Annotated in this window: 27 protein-coding genes; 5 read left to right on the forward strand and 22 right to left on the reverse strand. The window is 44.2% G+C overall.

Annotated features, from left to right (window positions below; translation table 11 throughout):
• Window positions 1–209: hypothetical protein (locus JWG45_RS04960; RefSeq protein WP_205278677.1), on the forward strand; the 209-nt coding region annotated here is incomplete at its 5' end.
• Between the two features lie 708 nt (window positions 210–917).
• On the forward strand, window positions 918–1,310 hold the full coding sequence (locus tag JWG45_RS04965) for a hypothetical protein (protein ID WP_205278678.1): 393 nt from the start codon (window positions 918–920) through the stop codon (window positions 1,308–1,310).
• A gap of 657 nt (window positions 1,311–1,967) precedes the next feature.
• Here JWG45_RS04965 and JWG45_RS04970 read toward each other — a convergent pair.
• Window positions 1,968–2,654, reverse strand: coding sequence for a hypothetical protein (locus JWG45_RS04970; protein WP_205274471.1), 687 nt, complete (start codon window positions 2,652–2,654; stop codon window positions 1,968–1,970).
• A gap of 164 nt (window positions 2,655–2,818) precedes the next feature.
• Here JWG45_RS04970 and JWG45_RS04975 point away from each other — a divergent pair, with 164 nt between their 5' ends.
• Together JWG45_RS04975 and JWG45_RS04980 are read left to right on the forward strand one after the other, a co-directional pair.
• A complete protein-coding gene (locus JWG45_RS04975; RefSeq protein WP_205278679.1) occupies window positions 2,819–3,286 on the forward strand; it encodes a hypothetical protein in 468 nt (155 codons plus the stop codon).
• Between the two features lie 7 nt (window positions 3,287–3,293).
• Entirely contained in the window at window positions 3,294–3,818 is a 525-nt protein-coding gene (locus JWG45_RS04980; RefSeq protein ID WP_205278680.1) for a hypothetical protein, read from the forward strand.
• Window positions 3,819–5,230: 1,412 nt separating this feature from the next.
• Here JWG45_RS04980 and JWG45_RS04985 read toward each other — a convergent pair.
• The 3 genes from JWG45_RS04985 to JWG45_RS04995 are packed head-to-tail and all read right to left on the reverse strand — an operon-like array spanning window position 5,231 to window position 9,991.
• A complete protein-coding gene (locus JWG45_RS04985) occupies window positions 5,231–5,707 on the reverse strand; it encodes a tetratricopeptide repeat protein (protein WP_205278681.1) in 477 nt (158 codons plus the stop codon).
• Between the two features lie 35 nt (window positions 5,708–5,742).
• On the reverse strand, window positions 5,743–7,647 hold the full coding sequence (gene dxs, locus JWG45_RS04990) for a 1-deoxy-D-xylulose-5-phosphate synthase (RefSeq protein WP_205278682.1): 1,905 nt from the start codon (window positions 7,645–7,647) through the stop codon (window positions 5,743–5,745).
• Window positions 7,648–7,678: 31 nt separating this feature from the next.
• A complete protein-coding gene (locus JWG45_RS04995; protein WP_205278683.1) occupies window positions 7,679–9,991 on the reverse strand; it encodes an adenylate/guanylate cyclase domain-containing protein in 2,313 nt (770 codons plus the stop codon).
• Window positions 9,992–10,194: 203 nt separating this feature from the next.
• Here JWG45_RS04995 and JWG45_RS22115 point away from each other — a divergent pair, with 203 nt between their 5' ends.
• A complete protein-coding gene (locus JWG45_RS22115) occupies window positions 10,195–10,671 on the forward strand; it encodes a DUF1564 family protein (RefSeq protein ID WP_232380532.1) in 477 nt (158 codons plus the stop codon).
• Window positions 10,672–10,739: 68 nt separating this feature from the next.
• Here JWG45_RS22115 and trpA read toward each other — a convergent pair whose 3' ends face one another.
• Genes trpA through dapB form a run of 18 tightly spaced genes read right to left on the reverse strand, consistent with a single transcriptional unit; the run spans window position 10,740 to window position 25,812 of the window.
• On the reverse strand, window positions 10,740–11,534 hold the full coding sequence (trpA, locus tag JWG45_RS05005; RefSeq protein WP_205278684.1) for a tryptophan synthase subunit alpha: 795 nt from the start codon (window positions 11,532–11,534) through the stop codon (window positions 10,740–10,742).
• A complete protein-coding gene (gene trpB / locus JWG45_RS05010) occupies window positions 11,531–12,736 on the reverse strand; it encodes a tryptophan synthase subunit beta (protein ID WP_205278685.1) in 1,206 nt (401 codons plus the stop codon). Before trpB ends, trpA begins: the two co-directional genes overlap by 4 nt.
• Window positions 12,737–12,738: 2 nt before the next feature.
• Complete coding sequence (locus tag JWG45_RS05015; protein WP_205278686.1) at window positions 12,739–14,469, reverse strand: proline--tRNA ligase; 1,731 nt, start codon at window positions 14,467–14,469, stop codon at window positions 12,739–12,741.
• Between the two features lie 5 nt (window positions 14,470–14,474).
• Window positions 14,475–16,202, reverse strand: coding sequence for a site-2 protease family protein (locus JWG45_RS05020; protein WP_205278687.1), 1,728 nt, complete (start codon window positions 16,200–16,202; stop codon window positions 14,475–14,477).
• Entirely contained in the window at window positions 16,196–17,365 is a 1,170-nt protein-coding gene (gene dxr, locus JWG45_RS05025) for a 1-deoxy-D-xylulose-5-phosphate reductoisomerase (protein WP_205278688.1), read from the reverse strand. The genes JWG45_RS05020 and dxr overlap by 7 nt, the downstream gene beginning before the upstream one ends.
• A gap of 6 nt (window positions 17,366–17,371) precedes the next feature.
• Window positions 17,372–18,286: a phosphatidate cytidylyltransferase gene (locus tag JWG45_RS05030; protein WP_069606742.1), complete on the reverse strand. Its 915-nt coding sequence runs from the start codon at window positions 18,284–18,286 to the stop codon at window positions 17,372–17,374.
• Window positions 18,279–18,959 (reverse strand): isoprenyl transferase, encoded by a 681-nt coding sequence (locus tag JWG45_RS05035; protein WP_232380534.1) that lies wholly within the window; start codon window positions 18,957–18,959, stop codon window positions 18,279–18,281. Before JWG45_RS05035 ends, JWG45_RS05030 begins: the two co-directional genes overlap by 8 nt.
• Window positions 18,960–19,005: 46 nt before the next feature.
• Window positions 19,006–19,560: a ribosome recycling factor gene (gene frr / locus JWG45_RS05040; protein WP_205278690.1), complete on the reverse strand. Its 555-nt coding sequence runs from the start codon at window positions 19,558–19,560 to the stop codon at window positions 19,006–19,008.
• A complete protein-coding gene (gene pyrH, locus JWG45_RS05045; protein WP_205278691.1) occupies window positions 19,550–20,296 on the reverse strand; it encodes a UMP kinase in 747 nt (248 codons plus the stop codon). Before pyrH ends, frr begins: the two co-directional genes overlap by 11 nt.
• A gap of 3 nt (window positions 20,297–20,299) precedes the next feature.
• Complete coding sequence (tsf, locus tag JWG45_RS05050) at window positions 20,300–20,896, reverse strand: translation elongation factor Ts (protein WP_205278692.1); 597 nt, start codon at window positions 20,894–20,896, stop codon at window positions 20,300–20,302.
• Window positions 20,897–20,909: 13 nt separating this feature from the next.
• Complete coding sequence (rpsB, locus tag JWG45_RS05055) at window positions 20,910–21,833, reverse strand: 30S ribosomal protein S2 (RefSeq protein WP_205278693.1); 924 nt, start codon at window positions 21,831–21,833, stop codon at window positions 20,910–20,912.
• A 3-nt stretch (window positions 21,834–21,836) separates the two neighbouring features.
• Window positions 21,837–22,097, reverse strand: a complete 261-nt coding sequence (locus JWG45_RS05060) for a hypothetical protein (RefSeq protein ID WP_069606737.1) — start codon at window positions 22,095–22,097, stop codon at window positions 21,837–21,839.
• Window positions 22,098–22,119: 22 nt separating this feature from the next.
• Window positions 22,120–22,497 carry a bactofilin family protein gene (locus JWG45_RS05065; protein ID WP_069606736.1) on the reverse strand — a complete coding sequence of 126 codons (378 nt, stop codon included), beginning with the start codon at window positions 22,495–22,497 and terminating at the stop codon, window positions 22,120–22,122.
• Window positions 22,498–22,505: 8 nt separating this feature from the next.
• Window positions 22,506–22,727, reverse strand: a complete 222-nt coding sequence (locus tag JWG45_RS05070) for a tetratricopeptide repeat protein (protein WP_205274487.1) — start codon at window positions 22,725–22,727, stop codon at window positions 22,506–22,508.
• 3 nt (window positions 22,728–22,730) lie between these two features.
• Window positions 22,731–23,111: a holo-ACP synthase gene (gene acpS / locus JWG45_RS05075; protein ID WP_205278694.1), complete on the reverse strand. Its 381-nt coding sequence runs from the start codon at window positions 23,109–23,111 to the stop codon at window positions 22,731–22,733.
• The gene (locus JWG45_RS05080; RefSeq protein ID WP_205278724.1) at window positions 23,108–24,160 is read right to left on the reverse strand and encodes a CdaR family protein; all 1,053 of its coding nucleotides are present in this window, start codon (window positions 24,158–24,160) and stop codon (window positions 23,108–23,110) included. Before JWG45_RS05080 ends, acpS begins: the two co-directional genes overlap by 4 nt.
• Window positions 24,161–24,168: 8 nt before the next feature.
• Complete coding sequence (gene cdaA / locus JWG45_RS05085; protein WP_205278695.1) at window positions 24,169–24,987, reverse strand: diadenylate cyclase CdaA; 819 nt, start codon at window positions 24,985–24,987, stop codon at window positions 24,169–24,171.
• Between the two features lie 15 nt (window positions 24,988–25,002).
• Window positions 25,003–25,812, reverse strand: a complete 810-nt coding sequence (gene dapB / locus JWG45_RS05090; protein WP_205278696.1) for a 4-hydroxy-tetrahydrodipicolinate reductase — start codon at window positions 25,810–25,812, stop codon at window positions 25,003–25,005.
• Window position 25,813 lies beyond the last annotated feature (1 nt).

Below are 25,813 nucleotides of genomic sequence, written 5' to 3' on the forward strand. Positions count from 1 at the left end.
GCAAAAATAACGAAAAGACAATCCAACAATGGGTTGTCGGAAATTCGATGATGGATTTTTGGAAATCCCTGCGTTTAGGCGAACTTCGCATAACTCCTTCGATAAGAATTCAGCTTTCCTTTGCAAACACTGTCGGTGTTACGACGATGAATTTCAGTGATAATCTGCGTTTACGCGAACTTCGCATACCCTCTCTCGCGCAAAAATAACGAAAAGACAATCCAACAATGGGTTGTCGGAAATTCGATGATGGATTTTTGGAAATCCCTGCGTTTAGGCGAACTTCGCATAATTCCCCCCGCGTAGAACGAACGATTCAACTTTTTTTAATTTCAGTTGTCGGTGTTACGACGACTCAAGCTTCTCTCAACTTACTCGCGTTTAAGCGAACTTCGCATAGTTAAATCACAGTAAAAAGGAAAACAATTTTGATCAGAAATCAGAGGGGGTAAATGACCGCACAAAACCTATTTTCGAACTCCTGTATTTATACAAAATTCGCGGAATCATTCGGATCAAGAAAAAGCGTCTTCATCGAATTCATAATTTCCGATTTTTAGAAAATTCTCCTCGCTAATTCCAATCCGATCCAGCTTACCTTCGCTCAAACGCTGATTTTGATCGTGGATTACAGTGCTTGCGTTTATGCGAAGTTCCTCTAAACGCACGATGGGAAACGAATTCAGAAAAGTATCTTGTGACCGGCAATGGATTTTTATTCTAAAATTTAATACGAGGGATTTTAACCGCTTGAAAAAAACAACCCTTCCATCAATTTATAAAATTGTAAAACGATCCGATCAACTCATCGTTGTCTGAATTCCTTTAGATCGAAATCCAAGAAAAGATCCGATCCAATATTTTCTTTCTAAAAAGGATTGAATAGACGGAACAACGAAAGAATCTGAATCAAAGATATGAAAACACAAAAAAAGATCGCACTCGCCGATTCAGTTTCCGCTTTTATAGCAGGAGCTTTCACATTAATATTCTCTTCATTCCTTTGCGAATGGTATCGTTGGCCCCTTCATCTAATTCTATTCATCGGGATGGTGAATATGCTTTACGGATTTTATTCCGGATTTATCAGCTTCCGATTCATAACGGGAAATTTAGTTGCCAAAGAAATCATTATTCTATTGATCATTGCAAACAGCCTCTGGGGAGGATATTGTCTTACTCAAATTTTTTATCTTCAAAGTAGTTCTTCTATTCTTGGACTCTTACATCTCGGTTTCGAAGCGATCTACGTCTTAGGCTTGGCTTATTGGGAGGCTAAAATCCTTCTTCCAAACTCCAAAGAAGAGTAAGTGAGTTCCTTTTTTCCGAGATAGATTTCTTTTTTTTAGAAAGGGTCATTAAATCGGATTCTTTAAAATTATTAATTTTCCCCTAAATGAGCCTTCAAAACCGGATCGAGCATGGAAATAAATAGTATAGAATTCTTAAAAATTTTATTCTTTTGTTACGAAGCTGAAAGGAATCCAGAAATATTTTATTATAAATTTTGCGTAAACATCTTACTTCAAGAATCATAAAATTCCCGACAAATACAGAAATGAGCAAAAATACCAAGGGCCCTACACAACGATATTCAAGTTTCAATTTCTAAAAATAAATCTTTTCCTTTCGTGAAAAGGGGAATTATCATCCGATTCGAAGAAAATATTTTTTTAGAAGATGCAATGGAAGAGAAAACAATTCGCAATTTCTCTTTTCTCAACGCTACATTAATTTCTTTTTTGGGAGTGGGTCTTAGCTCTTCGATTTCTTTTAGTACGGTCGAAAAAAAATAATTAGAAAATAATTGGATTCTTAAAAAAGAAGTTTAGAACGGAAACGTGCTGATCGTTTCCAATGACAAGAGTCTGTTTTTGACTTTTTAAAAGATAAAGGAAAAATTCCCTTTATCGGATTTGAAATTCGTTGTTTCTTTTTTAGAAAATTTAGGAGCTATATATCGCTTTTTAGATATCTTCCAAAAGGTAAGGACGTGTGTATTCTCGGATAATCTCCACGACAAAACGACCCCAGCTTTTAGGATCATTCTGGGAAATTTCAATTTGTTTGATTTTCGGGAAATATGGCTGCGGCTTAAAAAGGCTGTGAGAGAGCTCAATGGCACGTAGGTAATTATCCACTCTTTTTACCCGGACAAAGTTCAAAAGTTCCGCTTGAACCTGGCTCTGAGGAATATAACCGACAATGATGAGCTTGGGGAAAAGAGATTTTTTCAAAAGATTGATGAATTCCCCAAAACTATCCACGCGATCGATAAAACCTTCGTAAGCTCCCCCGCCGAGGTTCATAATCTGTGTTACGATATCCATCGTAAAGGAAACCCCCTCCGCAGAAGTCATATCGGAGATGATTACGATTCCCTCGTCCGGCTGAAATGTCTTAAACATCTGATTCCCTTTGAATTGCCTTCTCAGAAGTTTTGCCGCTGAAATGTCAATTTCTGCGGCCTTTGCAAAAAGGGCCTTTCCATTCGAATCAAGAATCGGTTCTCTTGTTATAAGATATCTCTTTTTTGCTGCGTTCTGATTCATCACTCGAAACGCCTTTACTTTTTCTTCGATCTCATCTAAAGAACAGTATCCGATCTTCAATACGTTCTCTCTTGACCTTTTCTCTAACTCTGTATCTTCCATTTGAAGTTTTAGGGATGGCACGACTCGATTCTCGAGATCCGAACTAGTTACCCTTATCCCATTTTATCATAACATTTAATTTATTTTGAACAACCCGCTTCTCTCCAATCGAGAAACAAGATTAAAACACTTGCGCCTTATTTCCATTTTTTCTGAATGGAATCATGCATCCGGAAACGGAAAAATTGTCCCGATTTCGCTTCTTTTTACGGATTGCGAAGATTCTTCCGGTACCGATTCTACTTTCCACTCTTTTTTCTTGCGAGTCAGTAGAATTTATCCCGGAAACCGTTCTTAGAGAAGAATTTGGTTTTTCTCATAAGTCCTCCTGGGAAGAAATCGAAATCCGAACTTCTTCTCCTCCGAAACCGTATCGAACCTATGGAAAAATTCTTATCCGAACCTTTGTCAATGGAAAGGTTCCTAATTATCTAATTTCAACTCTCAAAAAAGAACTCTTCGAGAATCATATGGACGGAGTCATCTTCACCGGAAAAGGAATCGTGAGCGTTCCTCCCACTCTTGTGCAATCCGGAAATGGAGACGGCAACACTATCGCTATCGGTTATGTGAATAATGAAATGGGAGTGATCGAAGGGGTAGCTTACCGCTACAAGGAAGACCGAAGGTAAGTCATAGATGAATGAAAAAAGTAAAAATCCACCGCGTAGATTTAATAGCGAGATCTACGTTGACTCCGAAGATCGCTGGATCTTTAACGGAAATCGGATCATCCAAAAGGAAGTCCTCAACTACTTTCGTAAAAATCTTCGCGAGGACGAATTCGGAATTTTTATAGATAATCGTTTCGGAGAACTTTCCGAAAATGGTTATTTAGAATTGGAAGGATACCCGATTCATCTCACTTCTTGCAAAAAATCAGGAGGAACGTTAGTCTTCCTTTCCGAGACCGAAGTTATTTTTTCACTCGGAGAACTATCCTTCGCGTTAGACGTAAACGGTTGCCTCTTTGCAAGAACCGCAAATAATCGCAAATTGAAATTCAGACCGGATCGTAATTGTCTTTCGGATCTCAGCGTTTTCCTCGAAGAAACAAAGGATGGAATCGAAATCCATTTTCAAGGTGTTAGAATTGCAATTCCCGATTCCGGAGAATCGCCGAAAGTGCCGATTCCGATTGAATTTAGTTCTTCTCTTTCTTAAAAAATAACCTCACCCCGTTTTATTTTTTTTTCGTTTTCTGAATCTTCTTATTCCCTTTTTCAACATTTGGATTTTATTCAAAAAAGGAAAAATCAATGAAACACTTTCTCTTTGAAATGGAGACTGAAATTGAATCAATAAACCCATTTTTTTTAATAAGCGACTTTCTAAAAAGGAATCGTGTTTAGACGAACTTCAGATAAACCCCTCACGGGCAAAAATAGAGAAAAATCAACGCTTCTGTGATTTGTGTGATCTGCAAAAATGATTTTTTGTGAACTCTGCGTTTATGCGAACTTCGTATAATTCCAATCCGCGTCGAAGCAGTATAACCATTCCTTCCACGAATTTGTCGGAGATAGGACGAAGAATTTCAGTGAACTTTGCGCTTAGGCGAACTTCGTATAACTCCCCCGCGTAGGACGATTAAACTTTTTTTTAAGTTCAGTTGTCGGAATTACGAGGATTGAAGCTTCTCGCAGCCCGCGTTTAGGCCGAACTTCGCATAATTCCATAAAACCGAGAATGGTCGATGCTTTTTACATTCAATGTCGAAACTACGACGAAGAATTTCAGTGAACTTTGCGTTTAGGCGAACTTCGCACAAACTCCTTCGATAAGAATTCAGCTTTCCTTTGCTAACTCTGTCGAAACTACGACGAAGAATTTCAGTAAAACTCTGTATTTATACGAACTTCGTATAACTCCTTCGATAAGAATTCAGCTTTCCTTTGCTAACTCTGTCGAAACTACGACGAATAATTTCAGTAAAACTCTGTATTTATACGAACTTCGTATAACTCCTTCGATAAGAATTCAGCTTTCCTTTGCTAACTCTGTCGAAACTACGACGAAGAATTTCAGTAAAACTCTGCATTTATACGAACTTCGGAAAACTCCCCCGCGTAGGACGATTAAACTTTTTTTTAAGTTCAGTTGTCGGAATTACGAGGATTGAAGCTTCTCGCAGCCTGCGTTTAGGCTGAACTTCGTAAAACTCCTTCGGCCAGGATTCAGTTTTCTTTCGCGAGTTCCGTCGGAATTATGACGACGAATTTCAGTAAAACTCTGCGTTTAGGCGAACTTCGCACAAACTCCCCGTGTCCAAAGAAACAGTATATGTTCTTCTCTTTCGGATAAATTAGAAATTATGAATCCTTTTTGAAATGGATCCTTCGAATAGTTTTCCTCTTTCGGAATTTCAAAAGACAAACCTTTAACTTCGGCGGATTTTCGAGTTTTTGAAAACTCTACAAACTTTCTTCATTGCGTGAGCGATCGAAGCGGAAATACTGCAATGCGCCATTGAAAAAAAAACTCTTTTCGGTCTTTTAAAAACGATTCTATGGCGCTTTGCAGATTGGAGCGTAGAGCGCGACTCTGCGTAGCAGAGGCACGCCCTGAAAAAAAAGTTAGATAGCGGATCCCAGTTCTTCTTTGAGTTTTCTTGCTTCTTCGAAGTCAGGTTTGATTTGTATCGCCCGGTGCAAGTATTGCAGAGAGCGCTCGGGCCGATTCCAGATTTTATAGAGTGTTGCAAGATTGTAGAGGGAGATGTGAGGCGCGTCGTTTAAGTCGCAACGTAAAGATTTTTTCAACCAATAGACGGCTTCCGTTTCTTTTCCCGCTCTTAAGAGTATGATTCCGATTTCGTTGCAAGGATTTCCGTAGTTCTGATTGACTTCGACGGATTTGTAGAAGTGGAGCAACCCCTTTTCGTGGTTCCCCTTCTGATTTTCCATAAGACCTAAAAAGAAATATGCCTCGTGGTGTTCCTCTTCTTCCAGTGTAAGTTTGAACAGGTATTCGGCTCTATCAGAGTCGCCCGTTTTGTAAAAATATTTTGCCGCTTCCAGAAAATCAGAGGGAGTAAAGTTGTCCAATTCCATAACCCGTTTTTACTTTGATTTTCGGTTTGGAATCACTAAGGCTTGATTAAGTTTTTTTTTAACGCCTCTGCCACCGTTTCCGCAATCGACGGTGCATCCAATTTGTAAGCCTGAAAAATTTCCTTCCTCTCTCCGTGATGGATCGGTTCCGGCGGAAATCCGAATGTTTTGATGTATTTCGACAATTGCTCCGGTGCAATCCGATTGAGTAGATATCCGGAAGCTCCCGCGTCGACATAACTCTCGTCTAAGATTGCAAACTGTCTTACATTCGACAGTTCTTCGTTCAATGCTTCCGTTCCGAGCGGTCTCAACCAGACGAGATCGATCAAAGTCACACTCAATCCGGATGATTCTAAGATTTCAGTCGCTTTTTTTGCCTCGTCCAACATGGAACCGATCGATAATAATGCGACATCGGTTCCTTTCTTAAGAACTCGGAACGTCCCGGGTACCAATTCCGGTTTTCTATGAAAATCGAGGCTTTTTACATCCACGCTCGCTTTCGGAAATCGAATCGCGATCGGTTCCTGATCGTAGTGTTCCATAAGCCTCAAAGAATCGATCAGATCCTGTCCGTTCGACGGCACGAATACATCCATGTGAGGCAATCCTAGTAGATAACTTAGATCGAATAAACCCTGATGAGTTTCTCCGTCCGGGCCCACACATCCCGCACGATCGATCACAAAACGGACCGGAAGATTCATCAGCGAGACGTCTTCCACGAGTTGATCCATTCCTCTCGTCAAAAACGTGGAATAGATACACATATAAGGTATCACGTTTCCGTTTGTCATCGCTCCCGCGAACGCCACAGAATGTTGTTCCGCGATTCCCACGTCGAAAAGATGTTCCGGAAATTTCTCTGCGTATTCCTTAAGTCCACTTCCCTCAATCATCGCGGGCGTAATCGCCGCAATCTTCGGATTTTTTTCGGTGAGAATCGTGAGCATCTTTCCTACGATCTTGCTATATGCGATCTTAGTAGAATCCCCGCTTTCCATCGCCCCGTCTTCTTTTCGAAACGGCGTCACTCCGTGATACTTGATCGGATCCCTTTCCGCCGGATCGTATCCTTTTCCTTTTTGTGTGATCAAGTGAAGAAGAATCGGACCCTTCATCTTCTTCACCTTCTCGAGCATCTTTACGAGCCGAATCACGTCGTGTCCGTCTTCCGGGCCAATATATCCAAATCCTAAATCTTCGAAAAGCCCGCCCGGTGTTAAAACGTCCTTGAATCCCTTTTCCACCTTCTTAAAAAATCGCTCCGTCGCCGGTCCGATGATTGGAAGCCATTTTAAGAATGTATAAAAGATTCTCTTCCAGTGGTTGTAAAAATGGGATGTGATGATGTTGTTGAGATAGTTGGATATGGATCCTACGTTTTTGGAGATCGACATGTAGTTATCGTTTAGAATCACGATCATGTCTTTTTTCAAATGTCCCGCGTGGTTCATCGCTTCCAACGCCATTCCTGTCGCGATCGACGCGTCTCCTATGATGGCGACTACGTTGTAGTCCCCCCCTGTCAAATCCCTCGCGGCCGCCTCGCCGAGCGCTTGAGATATGGAAGTTCCCGCGTGTCCCGTATTGTAGAGGTCGTACGGCGATTCTTCCCGTTTTGGAAATCCGGAAAGTCCGTTGAATTTTCGTACCGTGTTAAGTCGGTCTTTTCTTCCGGTTAAGATTTTATGTGGATAGGTTTGATGTCCTACATCCCAGACAAGACGGTCCTTCGGAGTATCGAACACATAGTGAAGAGCAACCGTGAGTTCTACAACTCCCAGATTGCTTGCGAAATGCCCGCCCACTCCCGAGAGAGTGTCGATGATGTAATTTCGAACCTCTTCGCAGACCACCGGAAGTTTTTCCAGTGGAACGCTTCGGAGATCGGCCGGATAGTTGATTCTATCCAGCAGAGTTGGTTCCTGTTGCATGAAAACTTTCTATTCTAATTTTATAAAATTCTCAGCCTGCCTGCAAAGGTTTTCTTAATAGTTTTAGGTCTTCCTCGTTTACCAAGTCCAGAAGTTCATAGATCCGAACCGGCTGAGTCTTTCCCTTTACTTTAATCAAGTCCAGTTCTCTTGCGATGACCCTGTCCTTTACCTTTTCGTAGGTGTACTCAGAGATAATAATATGGGTTCCGTATTCCTTGTTCGTTCCTTCCAATCTGGATCCAAGATTGATGGTGTCTCCCATACAGGTATAATCCATCCTGTGGGAACTCCCCATGTTTCCGACGACCGCAGGTCCCGAATTGAGTCCGATTCCGATATCCATTTGAGGTAGATCCCGAGCTTTCCATTCTTCCTTGAGTGTCGCGAGTCTTCTCATCTGAGCCAATCCCGCCGCGCATCCATAGTAAGCGTGGTCTTCCAGAGGCACGGGCGCCCCCCAAAATGCCATGATCGCATCCCCCATGTATTTATCAATCGTTCCCTTGAATTCAATGATGATCTCCGTCATCTCCGATAAGTATTGGTTCAAGAATTGAACGAGTTCTTCCGGTCCCATTTTTTCGGACATTGTCGTAAATCCCCGGATATCGGAGAAGAAGATCGTAATGTCTCGCTTCGATCCTCCTAAGTTGAGGTTCTCAGGATTCTTAAGTAATTCGTCCACTACGTCTTTGGATACGAATTTGGAGAATGTACTTCGGATATATTTTACGTTCTCTTCTTCCGTCAAAATTCTAAATCCGATCAATCCGATGAAGATAAACAACTGTTCTAAGATCACGGATGGATAGAGGTGCACCAAATTGAATTCCGAAAAGTTTACCAGCGTTACTACGGAATAAAGAAACGCCGTCGCTAAGAAAAAGATAAACGCAAGCCACGTCTTTAGCCTCGGTTGGATGATCCCCGCCAAAATTCCGACGATGATTAGAATCAAAAATTCTCCCCAGAGAGGCAATTCAAAGAGAAAGTCTTGATTGAGAATCGTATTGATCGCCGCGGCGTGGTGCTCGATCCCTGACATATCTCCGAACGGAGATAAGTGCGTATCCTTTGCGGCGCCTGCACCGGTCGCATAATACATCGCGACTAGGAAAATCGTATTTTGAAATTGAGATGCCGTCTCCTCATTCCATTCGGTCGCCGCCTCGAAAACCTCGTGCGCCCGGAAGGAATAAAGTCCGCCCGGAAAGTTGATCTGCATCTGCCCGTCTTCGTCGATCGGAATCTTGATCTCCCTCTTTTCGTTCGGTCGATTCATGATGTCCTTGGTTTCCATCTTTAAGGACTTCCGATTAAAACTCGTAAGCGTCTTCTGAGGTATGTTCTTGATCTTCACATACTTTCCCATCACGACTTCCACGTCTTTTTTTACGTCGACCCCGAGATAATTGCACGCGATCATCAAGTCGATCGAAGGATAGTATTCGGTTTCTCTCAGCGGTCCCGCGTTTAGCAGTTTTGCCACGAGAGGCATTCTTCGATTGAGACCACTTTCGTCTTTTTTAATATTCGCAAATCCTAATCCGGACGCTTTTTCCGCTACGGGTTCAATCGGAGGTTGCGGAAATTTTAACCAGGATCTTCCGAGATCTCCCGGATCTTCCACATTCTCCAATTTGAATTTTCTCAATACGTCGATCCGATTTTCCAAATTGAGTATTGAACTCTTGGATTCTAAACTCGTTTCCATCGGGTAGTCAAACATGACCTGAGGATTTTTGGCTAACGCTTCCGCCATTTCTTCCGTCTGTCCCGGCTTGTAATCCACGAAGAAAATATCGAACATTAGCTGATTCGAGGTATTCTTAAATATGTCTATTATGTTTGCGTAATATTTCCAAGGAAGCGGCCATCTTCCCTGTAATTTTTCTAGAGAAGTAGTCGTGATCCCGATGATCTGGATGTCCTGTCTGGCTCCCGGTGGCGGGTTGTAACGTGTGTACTCGATCGTTCCTTCTTCCGATTCCTTTTCGCTCTTGTTTACCCCCGCTCTTAAGAGTGTAAATCGCCAAGAGACCGAAGATTCTTCCAACTCCGAGAGTGGCGTGAAGATCTGATAGAGAAAAAACATCACCAAGGAGACGACCACCGCAAGCCAGATACTCCCAGATCTCTGTTTGTCCGGCGTATTCTCGGCGATGAACTTATAAATCGGATACGCTGACAAGATGAGCGCCGCGAATCCACCTAAGAGAAATTCCGTGTTCTGGGAAAAGTTTGGGAAAAATGCCGTAAAGCTGATGAGAAGGATTCCTAAAATTCCTAAGATGATAAAGAGTATCTGCAAGGGTCTGATCTTAAATTTGGCTTCGCTCATTGTTTCCTCCGGGAAGAGATCGGGGATCAGTATCCTATCGGTCTGCGATTCGTCAATATTTTCCGGTTTCGAGGGTTCCCTCTTCGAGGTTGTTTTTGTCTTTTGTTTCCTTTTTTCAGTTCGTTTCGGGTTTTATTTTTCCGTTTTGTCAATTTTTTGACGCTTTTTTCTCCGGGAGACTTTGGAGCGGAACCGTCCTTTGTATGGGGAATTCTTCTTTAAGGTCTGGTGTTACTTCTTGCGAAATTCGGAGAAAGGGGAATCTTTGCACGCTCCTCATTCCGGATGCGTTCGTGATTTCGAGAGGTTTGGAGGCGAGATTTCTGAGGTCGTCTTTGAGGGATCTTTTGTTTCGGTTTGATGAGGTTTTGATTCGAAAAAAGTTTTTGGGGAAGAGGTTGGTTTATGCGAGATACCAGGAGGAGGATCTCAACCTGAAGAAGATGAATTTTCGGCCTTTTGAGGAGGATTGGGTAAAGTTAGGAATCCTGGCTTGGGGATTGGGTGTGTCCCGTTGCCTTCTTTTTTCTATTTTATTAGAATTGGATAGTGAATTAATGAATCACCGTAAAACAAAAACGACTGGAGTTCCAACAACCCTTTCTATTACAAGAAAGTTGATCTTTTTAAAAAAAGAAATTTCGAGCGAAATCCGCAAATCACGGAGCCATCCAACGTAAAAAAAGAACCGATTCCTTCCCATCGTTTCCCAAACGGAGCTTCGATTTGTTCGGAGCATACCCGTCTTTTATCTCATAGAAGAACGAACCTCTGAAGCATACAAAAATAACTTTTCTCCACAACCATCCTTGTCACTCCCGTTCTCTTCAATGATCCTCTGCACCGCCGAACCGATGATTACACCGTCGGCGTATCTCGAAATTTCCTTGGCTTGATCTGCAGAAGAAATCCCAAAGCCGGCGCAAACAGGAAGGGAAACCACTTTCTTCACAAACTTGATTCTTTCTTCCAGACCTTCTGAGAGAGCTCTTCTTTCTCCGGTAACACCGTAAGAAGTCACGTAGTAGATAAAACCGGAAGCAAGCGACTTCATAGAACGAATTCTCTCTTCCGTTGTGGCCGGAGTCACAAGGTGAATAAAATCAATCTTCCTCTTTTCGAGTTGAGTAAAAAATTCTTCCGCTTCCGGGGTATCGTACGGAAGATCGGGAATGATCAAACCTTGAATACCGGAATTCTTCGCCATCTCCGTAAAAACTTCCAAACCCATAGAATACAGAGGATTAAAATAAGTCAGATAAACAAGAGGCGTTTCCGGGTGCAACTTATGAATCGCGGCGGTCACTTCCAAAATTTTCTTCATCGAAAACGGATGAGCTAATGCCCTTTTAAAAGCCTTCTGAATCACGGGCCCATCGGCCACAGGATCTGTAAACGGAATCCCCAATTCTAAGATACCGGCTCCACCCCGTATGAGCGCATCCGCCCAAACTACTGAAGAATCGTAATCGGGATCGCCTAACGAGATATAGGGGATAAAAACACTTTTCTCATCCGAGAATACGGCAGATATCGCGCTCAAGAAAATTCTCCTTTTCTCAGTCTCGCCACTTCGGCTACGTCCTTGTCCCCTCTTCCAGATAAACAAATTAGAATGTCTTCCTTCTTTCCCATCTCTTTCGCGAGACTTTTTGCATATTGAAAAGCGTGAGCTGTCTCTAATGCGGGAATGATTCCTTCGATGCGACAAACTTCTAAAAAGGCGTCTAACGCACCTTCGTCGTTTACGTTCGCGTATGTCACTCTTCCGCTCTGATGAAGATACGCGTGTTCCGGGCCTACTCCTGGATAATCAAGTCCAGCCGAAACGGAATGAGCGGGAACGATCTGACCGAATTCGTCCTGAATCACCAGAGTTTTGGTTCCGTGTAAGAATCCGGTTTTTCCAAACGCCATAGTTGCTGAGTGAGAACCAGGCGTAGAAGAATAGCCTCCGGCCTCGACACCGTAGAGTTTTACTTTTTTATCTTTGATAAAACCATAAAACATCCCGATCGCGTTGGAACCGCCTCCGACGCAGGCAACGACCGCGTTCGGAAGTTTTCCATTCTCTTTTTTAAATTGTTTTCTGGATTCGATTCCGATCACGGATTGAAAGTCTCTTACGATCGTCGGAAACGGATGCGGTCCGATCGAAGAACCCACGATATAGTGTGTATTAGAAACATTTAATGCCCAGTCTCTCATCGCCTCGCTGGTGGCGTCTTTGAGAGTGGCGGTTCCCGCGGAAACGCCTACGACCTTCGCGCCCATCATTCTCATGCGAATCGCATTGAGTTCTTGACGACGCAAATCCTCGTCGCCCATGTAAACGACGGTTTCCAACTGGAACATCGCTCCCACGGTCGCGGTCGCAACGCCGTGCTGACCCGCTCCGGTTTCGGCGATGATTCTTGTTTTTCCCATCGCTTTTGCGATCAGAACCTGACCGATCGTATTGTTGATCTTATGCGCTCCGGTATGATTGAGATCTTCTCTCTTGAGCCAGATTCTCGCGCCACCCCAGGCCTTTGTTAGACGTTCCGCATAAGTCAGCGGAGAAGGTCTTCCGATATAATTCTTACGATAGTATTCGAGTTCTTTTTTGAAGTGTTTGTTCTTCTTTAACTTCTTGTACGTGGCTTCGAGTTCCACGAGAGCGTCGTGAAGAATTTCAGGAGAATAACGTCCGCCGAATTCCCCGAAGTATCCTTCCTTCTCGGAATGTTTTGATTCTTTTCCCATACCTACTCCAACTCTGCAAAGAGTTCTTGGCGAAGCGATTCTACTCGAGTTGTAAAATCTTCAAAATCGGTAAAAACAAAGGATTCTTCTTTATCCTTTTTGCGATTGTAGATCGAAAGTTCTCCGTTTTCGAAGAATTTTTTTCCGATCGTGACTCGGATCGGAAAACCGATGAGTTCGGAATCTTTTAGTTTAAATCCCGGGCCGAGATCGCGGTCGTCCCAGAAAACTTCGACACCTTCATTCTTTAGAACATTATAAAATTCTTCTGCTTTTGCGTATTGTTCTTCACCTTTCGTGATGCTCACAAGAGTCACTTCGAAAGGCGCGATGCTGATCGGCCAAAAAATCCCCTTCTCGTCGTTACACTGTTCGATCACGGTCGCGAGAGTTCTGTTGACCCCGATTCCGTAACAGCCCATCGTAAGCGTTCTCGCTTTTCCGCTTTGATCCAGGACTTGAATCCCGAAAGCCTTAGTGTATTTTTCTCCGAGTTTGAAGATATGCCCAACCTCGATTCCTTTTTCAGCTTTTAAGGGAGAATTACAATTCGGACAAAGATCCCCTTCTCTTGCTAATGCGACATCCGCAAATTCGGGAAGATTGGAGATCTCCTTTTCCAAGATAAAACCTTGGATATGAAGATCTTCCTTCCCTCCACCGACGACATACGGAAGTTCTTTTTGCAAGGAACGATCGTATAAAACCTTTACTTTTTCATTCGGCGAAATCGGCTGAATAAAACCGGGAACCAGCCCGAGTTCTCCGATTTCCAAATCGCTCATCGGCTCCGTATCCACAATTCTCAGAAGAGAATGAAGTTTGTGAAGATTGAGTTCCAGATCTCCGCGGAGATACACGAGAATTTTTTTCTTCTCAGATTTTAAAGCTACTGCCTTGATCGTTTCCTTCGCGGAAATTCCGAGAAACTGACTCACTTCTTCGATGGTCTTTTTACCCGGAGTCGAAACTTCCTTTTTTTCGGGAAGCGCAGAAGGAATATTCTCTTTTTCTAATACAAGAGGAGTCTTTTCGCTGTTCGAACTGTAATCGCACTTCGCGCAAAGAAGCAGGGTTTCTTCTCCGATCGGAGATACGACCATAAATTCTTCGGAAGTCGAACCGCCCATACTTCCGGAATCTGCAAGAACGGGAATGGTCTTGAGGCCGCAACGATCGAACATTTTTCGATACGCGACTCTCATCGCTTGATAGGTTTCGTCCAAAGAAGCGTCGTCTATATGAAAAGAATATGCATCTTTCATAATAAACTCTCTCGAACGAATCACTCCGAATCGAGGACGAATCTCATCCCGAAACTTCGTCTGGATCTGATAGACGTTGATCGGAAGATCCTTATAAGATTTCAAAAGCGGCTTTACGAGATAACTAAAAGATTCTTCGTGAGTTGGCCCGAGCGCGTATTTGAGGTCGTGTCGATCTTGGATCCGAAACATTTCTTTTCCCATCGCGTTCCATCTTCCGCTCTGTTCCCAGAGTTCAGAAGGAGTGAGAATGGGAAGATCGAATTCCAAGGCCCCGGTTGCGTTCATTTCTTCTCTTACGATCTGCTTGATCTTTTGAAGAATTCTCACACCAAGAGGGAGATAGAAGTAAAGACCGGCTGAGGATTTACGAACCAAGCCGGCGCGGATCATCAGTCGGTGGGACGCGACAACCGCGTCCGCAGGATTTTCTTTTTCTGTGGGTAAAATATATTTCGATGCTTTCATGCGTTTTAGAAAAATCGCGTTACATCGTTGAAGGTGACGTAGAGTCCGAGTCCGAGTAAGAATAAAAATCCAATTCTAAAAATCGACTCGATCACTTTACCCGGAAGAGGTCTTCCGGTGATCGCTTCATACGCGTACAATACGATATGTCCACCGTCAGCCATCGGAATGGGAAGTAAATTCATTATCATCAGAGCGATCGAGATCCTCGCGACAAACTCCAAGTAAGTCTGCCAACCGATTTCCAAACTGATTCCGGCGTAAGATACGATTCCAACGGGGCCGGAAAGGCTGTCCTTTACGGAAAGAATTCCGGAAAACAACATGCCGATTCCTTTAAGAGTGGTTTCCACATTCTCATAGACGTCTGTTCCCGCGACGACAAAGGATTCTAAAAATCCGAGTTCTCTGGCCATCGGTTCCGGATTGAATTTCATGTTCGGCCTGAATCCGAGAAGTCCGATCGGTCTTACCTTCGGCTCGGCTTCGAGTCTCAGATTTCCCATGTCTACGGTTACGGATTCTCCATTTTTACCTTTAACGTATGCGAGAAGTTCTTCAAAACTCGGAAAGGTTTTTCCATCCACGGCCAAGTTGAGAAGTTTTTGTCCGAGCTCGGGATCGTAACTCGCGAATTGATACGATTCAAGTCCGAGTTCTGGAAATCTTTTGTCTCTTAGATTCTTAAATTCTAATATGTTTGCTCCGAGAACGGGAACGTCCACGTTTGCAATTTCGGTGGACCAAGGATTGACCAACGGATAGGTCTTACGATCGACCACGATCTTTACGGTTTGATTCTGATATTCTCCCAGAATTTTCTGTAGTTCGCCTACGGTGGAAACGGCTCTTCCGTTGATCGTCTGGATCACGTCGCCGTCGTTTAAATACGTCAAAGCTCGAGAACGAAGGAGACTTTCTTTTTCTTCTTTCTCCTTTTCCAAAAGAACTTCCGCGGGAATGTCTCTTCCTTCGACCGCCTTTTTCAGACGCTCTTGGTAGTAGTTCTCGGCTTCATGAGTTTTGTCCAACTTGGAGGAAAGCCAGTGTTGAAATTGTTCGGAATAACTGAATGTCGCGACGACCCTTCTATCTCCGAAGGGTTCGACTCCGATCGTGGGAATTCCGGAAGCTCGTTTTGGATTGTAGACGATACGAGGGGTCACGATCCATTCCAGCTTATTTCCTTCTCTTTCTCCTTCGAGTTTCAACGCCGCACCCGAAGAAAGTCCGACGCCGGTTACGATGTCTTCAAACTTTTCGGTTTTGTTTCCATTGATGCTAAGAATTCGGTCTCCAGTTCTAAGACCGGATTGATACGCGGCGGAGAATTCCTGATCTGCGGGATCGATAAAGATTCTGTTTCCCGGAGGATTGTGTCCGAGAAAATTCAAAATCAGTAATAAACCAAAACCGAGAAACAAATTGAAAAGAGGACCGCCGAGCACGGGAATCATTCTTTTGAGAGGCGGAGTGGATAATAGTTCTCCGGGTTCTCCTTTGATTTCTCCGCCGTAGTCGTCGCCTTTAAAAAGAACGTAACCTCCGACCGGGATCGCGGTGATCTGATAAGTCGTTTCTCCGATCTTCTTCTTCCAGATTCCTCTTCCATATCCGATCGAAAAGATTCTCGCCTTCACACCGACGAGCATTCCACAGAGAAGGTGTCCCAGCTCGTGGATAAAAATAGAAATTGCCAACATAAATACGGCGCCTAATACCATGATCAACATGCGGATAAAGCCTTCCTTGATTTCAGATTTCTGACGGTCTCCCTGGCAACACGATCTGCGTCTTCGTAACCTTCCAGGGTGTCAGGATACGTGATTGGAATTTCGTCTAACGCGGCGGAGATGTATTGGGGAATGTCCACAAAACGAATCTCGTCTTTTAAAAACAATTCTACCGCCGCCTCGTTGGCCGCGTTAAAAATAGAAGGAGCCGTTCCACCTGTCTTCCCGGCTTCGAACGCGAGGGCCAAGCCAGGATAACGTTTCAGATCCGGTTCCCTAAATTCCAATTTTCCCCAATCCTTCGCAGGATGAGACCGTAAAATCTTAGGCACGGGTTCCGGATGAAAGAGAGAATGTGCGATCGGAAAGATCATATCGGGATAAGAAGCGTAAACAAAAGAAGCGCCGTCTTTCAGTTCCACGAGTCCGTGGGCGATGCTCTGCGGATGAATGACGACCCCGATCTTCTCGTAAGGGAATCCGAAAAGAAAATGAGCTTCGATGACCTCGAGTCCTTTGTTGATCATTCCGTTGGAGTCGATCGTAATCTTAGGGCCCATGCTCCAGGTCGGATGGTGGAGCGCCTGTTCCTTTGTGATCAAAGGCAACTGATCAATGGGCAAATCCCGAAAGGAACCGCCCGATGCGGTGAGAATGATTTTATCCACAGAATCGGGTTTTATGGATTCCAAAAGTTGAAAGAGAGCGTTGTGTTCCGAATCGACCGGCACCACTTTTGTACTATGTTTACGAATCAGGGAATTGATTAGGGGACCGGATGTGACTAATGTTTCTTTATTAGCGATTCCTAATCTTTTCCCGGAGGTGATCGCAGCGATCGTTGGACGTAAACCCACGGAACCTACGATGGCGGTGATCACGATTTCGATGGAAGAATCTTTGACAAGCTCGGTGAGAGCGGATTCTCCATACAGAATTTCAGTCTTTCCGATTTTGTTTCCGAGAACGGATCGATCCGCGCTTTCCGAGCTTACGCATATAAACGAAGGAGAAAATTCTTTCTGAATCTCCAGAGCTTTCTGGAGATTGGAATGAACGCTGAAAGAATGAAGTCTAAATTCTTCCGGAAAGGTGCGTAGAACCTTGAGAGTGGATTCTCCTACCGAACCCGAAGCGCCCAGAAGACAGACGGAGGTTGCCATATCCAATTAGACTTGGAAACCAAGATTCCCCTTGATCTGGAGATAATAATATAACACTGGAATCGTGATCAAAAGAGCGTCGGCCAAATCCAAAACTCCGCCGTGCCCTGGAATCAAAGAACCCGAATCCTTGATCTTCGCGTCGCGTTTCATCGCGGACTCGAGTAAGTCTCCGATCACGCTCACGAGAGAAATGATCACGGAAATCAAAAACACTTCCACTCCGCTAATAGCGGATCGGGTTCCGGTAGAATTCTCCCAGATCGCGTTGAAGATAAAAACGGAAACGATCGCGGTAACGATCCCAGTCGCGTAACCTTCCCAAGTTTTTTTAGGAGAGATCGCAAGGCCAGCCGGATGTCGACCGAACCATCTTCCTCCAAAATACGCTCCCGCATCGGTCAAGAACGTGATGACGGAAACGAGAATGATATAGTAGATCCCCTGCCCCATTCCCAAAAGAAGAAGAAGATGTCCGAGAGGAACCGCCGTATAAAACACGCCGAGGAACGTGGACGAAACCGAAAAGATCGCTCCGTCTAACGGGCGTCTGGTGATCTGAAGAGTAAAGATGATGATAAATAAAAGAAGAAACGCGACCGGAACCGGATCAAACGGAGGCACAAAATATTTGATGTATTGAAGAAAGAATAAAGGGGGATCGAACTTGTTCTGAGAAGCGATAAAACGGAAATAATAAAACGTAAGAATGACGAACATAAAAAATGTTCCCGTTCCGCGAAACGGTCTTCCTTCGTCGCCTCGATCCGCCAAATTATAGAATTCTTTGATTCCTATAAAACCGCCCAAAAGAAGAATCAAATAAGACTGCAGATAATAAAAATCCGCATAGAATATCATAAAAAGATAAAATACTACTAATACCGCGGCAGACGCGATTCTTTTGGAAGTTTCACCCATTCTCCAGTCCTCCGAATTTCCGGGTTCTGGTTTCATACCATTTTAAGGAATCCACCAGAGAATTTTTGTCAAAGTCGGGCCAGAGAGTATCGGTAAAATACAGTTCCGCATAGGCGGACTGCCAAAGTAGAAAATTAGAGAGTCTTTGTTCTCCGGCCGTTCTGATCAGTAAATCTACGGGAGGAAGGGTGGACGTATATAAAAATTTTTCGAGTTCTTTTTCTTTCAACGGCTTTTCAAAAGAGACTTTCGAACGTTTTCTTTCTAAAAAAACCTCTTGAGCCGCTCTTAAAAGTTCATCCCTCGATCCGTAATTCAAACAAAAGTTAACTGTGAGATTCTTATTCTTTTTTGTTTTATCGATCGCGAAGTCGATCTTGTCCAAAACCCCTCGAGTCAGACGTTTTCTGCTCCCGGAATGATGGATCCGAATTCCTCGCGCATGGATCGTATCCAAACGGGTTTCTATAAATTCGATGAGAAGATTGAAGATGGAACGAATCTCTGTGATCGGGCGTTTCCAATTCTCCGTAGAAAACGCATAGAGAGAAATATTCTGAAGACCGAGTTCGAGACTTGCGTCCATAAGACGATCGATCGCTTGAGCGCCTTCTCGATGACCTTCGGACCTCGACTTTCCCCGAGCCGTGGCCCAGCGACCGTTGCCATCCATGATAACGGCGATATGTTTCGGGAGATTGGACTTGAGGAAGCCCACGTTAGATCGTCGTGATTTCCTTTTCCTTCTCTACGGTCAGAGCGGAAATTTTTTCGATATAAGAATCGGTGATTTTTTGAATCTGATCCTGAACTGTTTTGATTTCGTCCTGAGACATCCCTTCGGTATGTCTTTTCAGATCTTCCATAGAATCTCTGCGGATATTTCGGATCGCGACTTTCTTTTCTTCGGACTTAGATTTTACAACTTTTGCAAGTTCTTTCCGTCTTTCTCCGGTCAACTCGGGAATGATGATACGAATCACAACTCCGTCGTTCGAAGGTTGTAAACCCAGACCCGAAGTCTGAATCGCTTTCTCGATATCCTTCATGATTCCCTTATCGTAAGGGGAGATCGTAAGAGTTCTCGGTTCCGGAACTGAAATGTTTCCGAGCTGATTGATCGGAGTTTGAGTTCCGTAATAATCCACTCGAATGTCTTCCACAAGGGAAGGGTTCGCTCTTCCGGTGCGGATGGTACCAAAGTCCTTTTTTACGAGGTCTATGGTTTTATCCATCTTCGTTTTCATTCCTGAGATGATTTCTTCACTGGCCATCGATTTTTATGTCCTCCGAATTAGAGATCAGGGTTCCGATGTTGGTTCCGGCAACGAGGTCTTTTAGATTCCCTCTTTTGAAGATATCAAAAACAATAATGGACATATTGTTTTCCATACACAAACTAAGAGCGGTAGAATCCATCACCTTCAATCGACGATTGATCGATTCCATAAATGAAATTTGAGAATAACGTTTTGCAGTGTTGTCTTTTTTCGGATCCGCGGTGTAAACTCCGTCCACCTTTGTGGCCTTGAGAATCACGTCGCAGCCTACTTCCACAGCGCGAAGACTCGCGGTCGTATCCGTGGTGAAATAAGGATTTCCGGTTCCACCCGCGAAGATTACGATTCTTGACTTTTCCAAGTGACGAACCGCGCGACGGCGAATATAACTCTCTGCAATGGAATTGATTTCGATCGCAGACTGAACTCTTGTATAGAGTCCTTTTTTTTCACAAGCGTCTTGAAGTGCGAGCGCGTTCTGGATGGTCGCGAGCATTCCCATATAATCCGCGGTAGCTCGGTCGATTCCCGCTTTGGCAAGATTGGTTCCTCGGATGATGTTTCCACCGCCGACAACCAGAGCGATCTCGACGCCGAGATCGTGAACTTCTTTGATTTCTTCTGCGAGAGAATGGGCCTTATTGGTATCAATCCCGAATTCTCCCTCCCCGGCGAGCGCCTCTCCGGAGAGTTTGATCAGAATTCTTTTATACTTCGCTTCTGCTGCCAAAACTTAGAGTCCACCTACCTGAAAGCGGACAAAACGAGCGATCAGAATATTCTCGCCGAATTTTGAGATCGCTTCCTTGACTAGGTCGTCTATCGTTTTAGAATCGTCTTTGAAAAACGCTTGGTTTACGAGGCAAGCTTCGGAAATATATTTCTTAATCTTTCCAGGAAGAATCTTGTCGATCTGCTCCGCTTTTTTGCCTTCGGCTTCCAGCTGCGCTCTCATAATTCCTTTTTCTTTTTCCAGATCTTCGGCAGGAATCGATTCTTCGTTCAAATAGAGAGGATTCATCGCGGCGATTTGCATGCAGATTTCTTTTCCAAGGGCTTCGAAGTCTTCATTCTTAGAAACGAAGTCAGTCTCGGAGTTGAGTTCAACCAAAACTCCGATTTTTCCGTTCCCGTGAATGTAAGAAACCACTCTTCCTTCTTTGGTTTCTCTTCCGGCTTTCTTAGCCGCCTTCGCGATTCCTTTCTCACGGAGCCAAGTAATCGCTTTTTCGATATCTGCGTTGTTTTCTTCGAGAGCTTTTTTGCAGTCCATCATCCCTGCGCTCGTTCTCTCTCTGAGTTCTCTGATTAAATCTGTAGATACTGCCATTTCGTAGAATTCCTTACTCGTTCTTGTCTACTTCGATCGTAGTAGTAGCAGGCTCTTCCGGAGTTACTACCGGAGTAGTCGTGCCGGCTTCCAAAGCAGCCGCTGCTGCAGCTGCCGCCGCAGCCTTAGATTTTTTAGATTCAGGATCTTCGTCCATGATGAACTTTCCACTCTCATCATATTCTCCTTGATATTCCAGAGCCAGAGCTTCGGAATCCAGATCTTCACTGAATCGAGGTTGTTCTACAACTCCACCCGTTCCTTCGATCACTGCGTTGGCCATAGTTTCGAGGAAGAGAGAGATCGCACGGATCGCGTCGTCGTTACCCGGAATCGGGAAGTCGATTAATTCAGGATCACAGTTGGTGTCCACTACCGCGAAAATCGTAAGACCGAGTTTTCTCGCTTCTTTTACAGCGATTTCCTCTTTCTTAGGATCGATCACGAACATGATTTCCGGAATGGTAGCCATGTCTTTGATTCCACCGAGAGTTTTACGAAGTTTATCCAACTCTCTTCTCAGAGTGAGGATTTCTTTTTTCGTTTTTACTTCTTTCTCGAAGCTGTTGTCCGCTTCCATTCCTTCGAGTTTTTTGAGACGAGCAATACTCTTTTTAACCGTGTTCCAGTTGGTTAAGAGTCCGCCCGGCCAGCGGTTATTGATAAAGAACATATTAGAGCGGATGGCTTCTCTTTCGATCGCGCCTCTCGCTTGTTTCTTCGTTCCCACAAAAAGAACTTTTTTGCCGTCTGAAGTTTGTTTTTTCAGAGCGTCGTAAGCTTCTTTTGCTTTTTGAACGGTCTTTTGAAGATCGATGATGTGAATCCCGTTTCTTGCCGTAAATACATACGGCGCCATTTTGGGATTCCATTTGCGAGTCTGGTGTCCGAAGTGTACTCCGGTTTCCAGAAGGTTTTTCATTGAAATCACTGACATGTTTTACCCCTTTTTTAGTATGAAATACAACGTCGCTACGAGTCCTATCAGACTAGCAGGGGTAAATTGTATCTCAACCTTGATTACGTAGAGTTCAAATTTGATTGCTTCTCGGAGCAGGTAGGAAGAAAAAAAAGAAACGCCTGTTAGGCGATCGAGAATGACTCCCGTCACGGCTCCTGCGAAAAATCCAAGGAGCAGAATGAGGGCGATTTTGCCTATCTCAGCCCTGTCCGTAGGCTTTTTCGGGTTAGCAGATACCACTTTTTACTGGTTTAAGCGTGGGTCAATCTTTATTGGGCTGGATCATCTCACAGTTCCCGTCAAAGATCACTCCGTCTGCAATTTGAAGTTTGGAAGTTTTGATATTCCCGTTTACCTTGCCCGTAGACAACATTTCCAGCTTTTGAGTCGCGATTACGTTGCCGGTAATCTCGCCGCCGACGATCACGGTGCCCGCTTTGATGTTGGCGCGCACTTTGGCTCCTTCGCTCACGAGAAGAAAACCTTCGGATTCGATCTCTCCTTGGAACTCGCCCGAGATCTCGAGCGGTTTTTGGAAGTTTAGAATCCCGGAAAAGGAAGTTTCTTTTCCGAGAACTGTGGAAATCGCTCCGTATTCTGTGATCGGACGAGCGGTTCTGGTTACGGGTTTTTTAGACATGGATTCTCTTATTTAGTTTTCATTTCAAAAACTCCGTCCCAGTCGTCTGGAGGAGGAGTTGTGATAAAAGCCTGGCAACGGCCGATGTATTTTTTAGAAGGACCGTCTTCGGGAGAAAGTTCGGTCGCCTTTTGAAACTTTTCGAGGGCTTCCGCAAACTTTCTGGTTTTGTATAAGCTCAAACCTTCGTTGTAAAATTGAATGGTTTGTTTCATCGTTTCAGAGATCATCTTTTACTCCCTATAAAGCACTACGACTGCGGTGGAATAATTCTCGGCGTGGCTGATCGAAACCGAACATCCGCTGTACCCTTTGGTAAGAAACAATTCTTTGGATTTTCCGTGGAGTACCAATTCTTTTTTTCCAAATTCCTTTCCGAAAAGTTCGATTTCACGCATATCTAAAATCACTTTGTCTCCGGGTTCGATCGCTTTGATAAAGGCTTCCTTTACGCAAAACCTTCCGCTGAGATGAGGAATCGGATCCTTACGATTGCTGCAGTATTCTCTTTCGGATTCGGAAAAGACCCGTTTTAAAAAACGGTCCCCGTGTTTTTCCAAAAGTTCTCGGATTCTAGAGTTTTCAACGATATCGTTGCCGACGGAAATTTTCATTCTTCTTCGAGGAGCTCCGGATTGGAATCGGGTTCGATCGTATTCTCTTCTTCTCCGTTGTCCCCTTCTTCGCCGCCGGATTTGTCCTTATCGGGTTTGATCTTATAAAGAATCGAAATTCGATCCGGAAAAACTCCGAGGATATCGACCGCCTTTAAGGAAGGGGCCTTGGTCAACTTGATCTTTGCAAAAACCGGTTTGTTGTCCGGGAGAATTTTCTTGGTCTTCGGATCATATTTATGAGAACAGACGACGCTCGCAGAAAGCCCCTTGATGACTTGAATACTCTTTAGAGGAGTTTTCGACTGGAGTTTTACGGAAACTTCCGGCTCTGAGAATTCTGCCTCCAGATTCTTATCCAAACTCTGGCATTTGATCGGAATTCCGAGAAGAAGGGTTTCACCCGCGTTAGACGCGCTTGCAAAGATGTTCACTCGAATCGTGACTTCCTTTACGTTATCCCTTACCTTCACGCTCGCCGGAAAATCCGGAAGTTTGTGTTTGATCGTAAACGACTCGGTTTTGTCTTTGAGAGAAATCGCAGGAAAGTTGATTTTTCCCAGGTCGTCCAAAACTCCCGGAGGACCGCTGACGTGAATCACCGAAGGAGAAATAAAGGGTCCCGTCTTAACATAGTTAGGCGGAAGATCCCCGGTAAACTTCACGTCGATGGGAAGAAATTTTCCGGAGTTCGATTCTACGGTTACTTTGACCTTATCCTTGAGTTTTGTAATGCGAAGTCCGGCCGGAGCCCCCGAAATCCGATGAAGGGAAACCGAATTTTCTCCGGGTTTGAGATCGGCGGCGCTTACGTGCGCTTTTAAGAATTGGGAATAATAGTTCACGTATTCCCTAACCCCTTCCACTTTTACCGGAAAGGTTTTGTCCGAAGTTTTGGAAACGGTAAGAGAGCCGCCTAACTTCGGATATTCGATCGGGATATTGATTTCTTTTACGAGTATTTTAGAATTTTGTAAATTTACGTAAAAAAGAATCGCGAGAAGAATCGATCCGAGTTTTGCCTGCCAGTTGTTGAAGATTCGTTTCAGCATCTTGGTTAACCCGTCTTATCGTCCGAAGCAAGACTGTGCTTCTCCGAACCCGTAACTCTTTTTTGAAGGATCGTATTCACGAAATTCTTAAGCTCTATGGGTTTGACCGGATGAGTCATTTCTCCGTCGTAACAAACCGAAATTTCTCCGGTCTCCTCGGAAGTAACGATCACGATCGAATCCGATTCTTCCGAAATTCCGAGTGCGGCCCTGTGCCTTGCACCCATTCTCGCGTCGTCCAAATTCTGAGTCATCGGTAAGAACGCACCCGCGCATGCGATTCGGTTTTGTTCGATGATCACGGCCCCGTCGTGAAGCGCCGAATTCTTTTTAAAAATCGTAAGGAGCAAACTGGTCGAGATGATCGCGTCCAATTGTACGGACTGATCGATGATTTCTTTCAGACTGTTTTCACGAACGATCGCGATGAGGGAACCGGTCTTATTCTTCGCCATGATCTTTACGGCTTCGGTGATCTCTTCCAGATCGGTCATCTGCTTTAATAAAAAGGGTTGAAAGATTTTCATCTTGGAAAGATCGGCGGTGATCTTTCTGAGTTCGGGTTGAAGCAAAACGATGATCGCAAAGACGAGAGCCGGGCGGATGTTTTCTATGATCCAGTCGAGGAGTTCGAGCTCGAAGTAACTCGCAAAAATTCCCAAGAGCCAGATAAGTGCGACTCCGAGGAGAAGTTGAATCCCGCGGGTTCTTCGAATCGTCGTGTAGAATTGATAGATAAGAACGCTGACGATGAGGACGTCGAGAATGATGATAAACGGATTTTTACCGAGAGGAAAAAGGGATATGTTCTTGAAAAAAAACAAAACGTCCCCTTCTCCTTACAATCCTAAAACCGCAAACATATCGTAAAGTCCTGGTTTGCGGCCGACCAAAAATTCAGCGGCGTGAACGGACCCGACCGCGAAGGTCTTCCGATCCTGGGCCTTGTGTGTGATTTCGATTCTTTCTTCGGGTGTAAAAAAATAAACCGTGTGATCTCCGATCACTTCTCCGGCGCGGAGGGTATGAATTCCGATTTCCTTTGAGTCCCTTTCTTTGAGAATTCCGTGTCTTCCGTGCACTACATTCTTCTCCGTTCTGCCTAACGTTTCGAGAAGAATACTTTTTAATTTTTCGGCGGTTCCGGAAGGAGCGTCCTTTTTATGACGATGATGAATGTCTTGGATTTCGATGTCGGAAATTTCTCCCATCACCTTGGCCGCGATTTCGGTTAACTTAAAAAGAAGATTCACACCGATGGACATGTTCGGTGAAAATACGATCGCGATTTCTTTCGATGCGACTCGAAGAGAATCCTTTTGTAATTCCGTAAGACCGGTGATGCCGACGACCAAAGGTTTTTTTAATGAGACACAAGCCTTGAGAGTAACATCCAAATTCTGATGTGTGCTAAAATCGATCACACAATCCGCACCTTGAACTGCGGCGTGAATATCCGACGTAAAGGAAACTCCGTTCTGCTTGATTCCCGAATGCAAACCCGAATCCATTCCTAAAAAAACGGAACCGGAACTGACGACGGAAGAAGACAATTCCGACTTGGAAGACGTGGAGAGAACCGTGATGATGGCGCGCCCCATTCTTCCAGAGCCTCCGATGAGTGCGATCTGAAATTTTTTCTCGGACATG

The organism is Leptospira ainlahdjerensis (assembly GCF_016919175.1).
Taxonomy (GTDB): Bacteria; Spirochaetota; Leptospiria; order Leptospirales; family Leptospiraceae; genus Leptospira; species Leptospira ainlahdjerensis.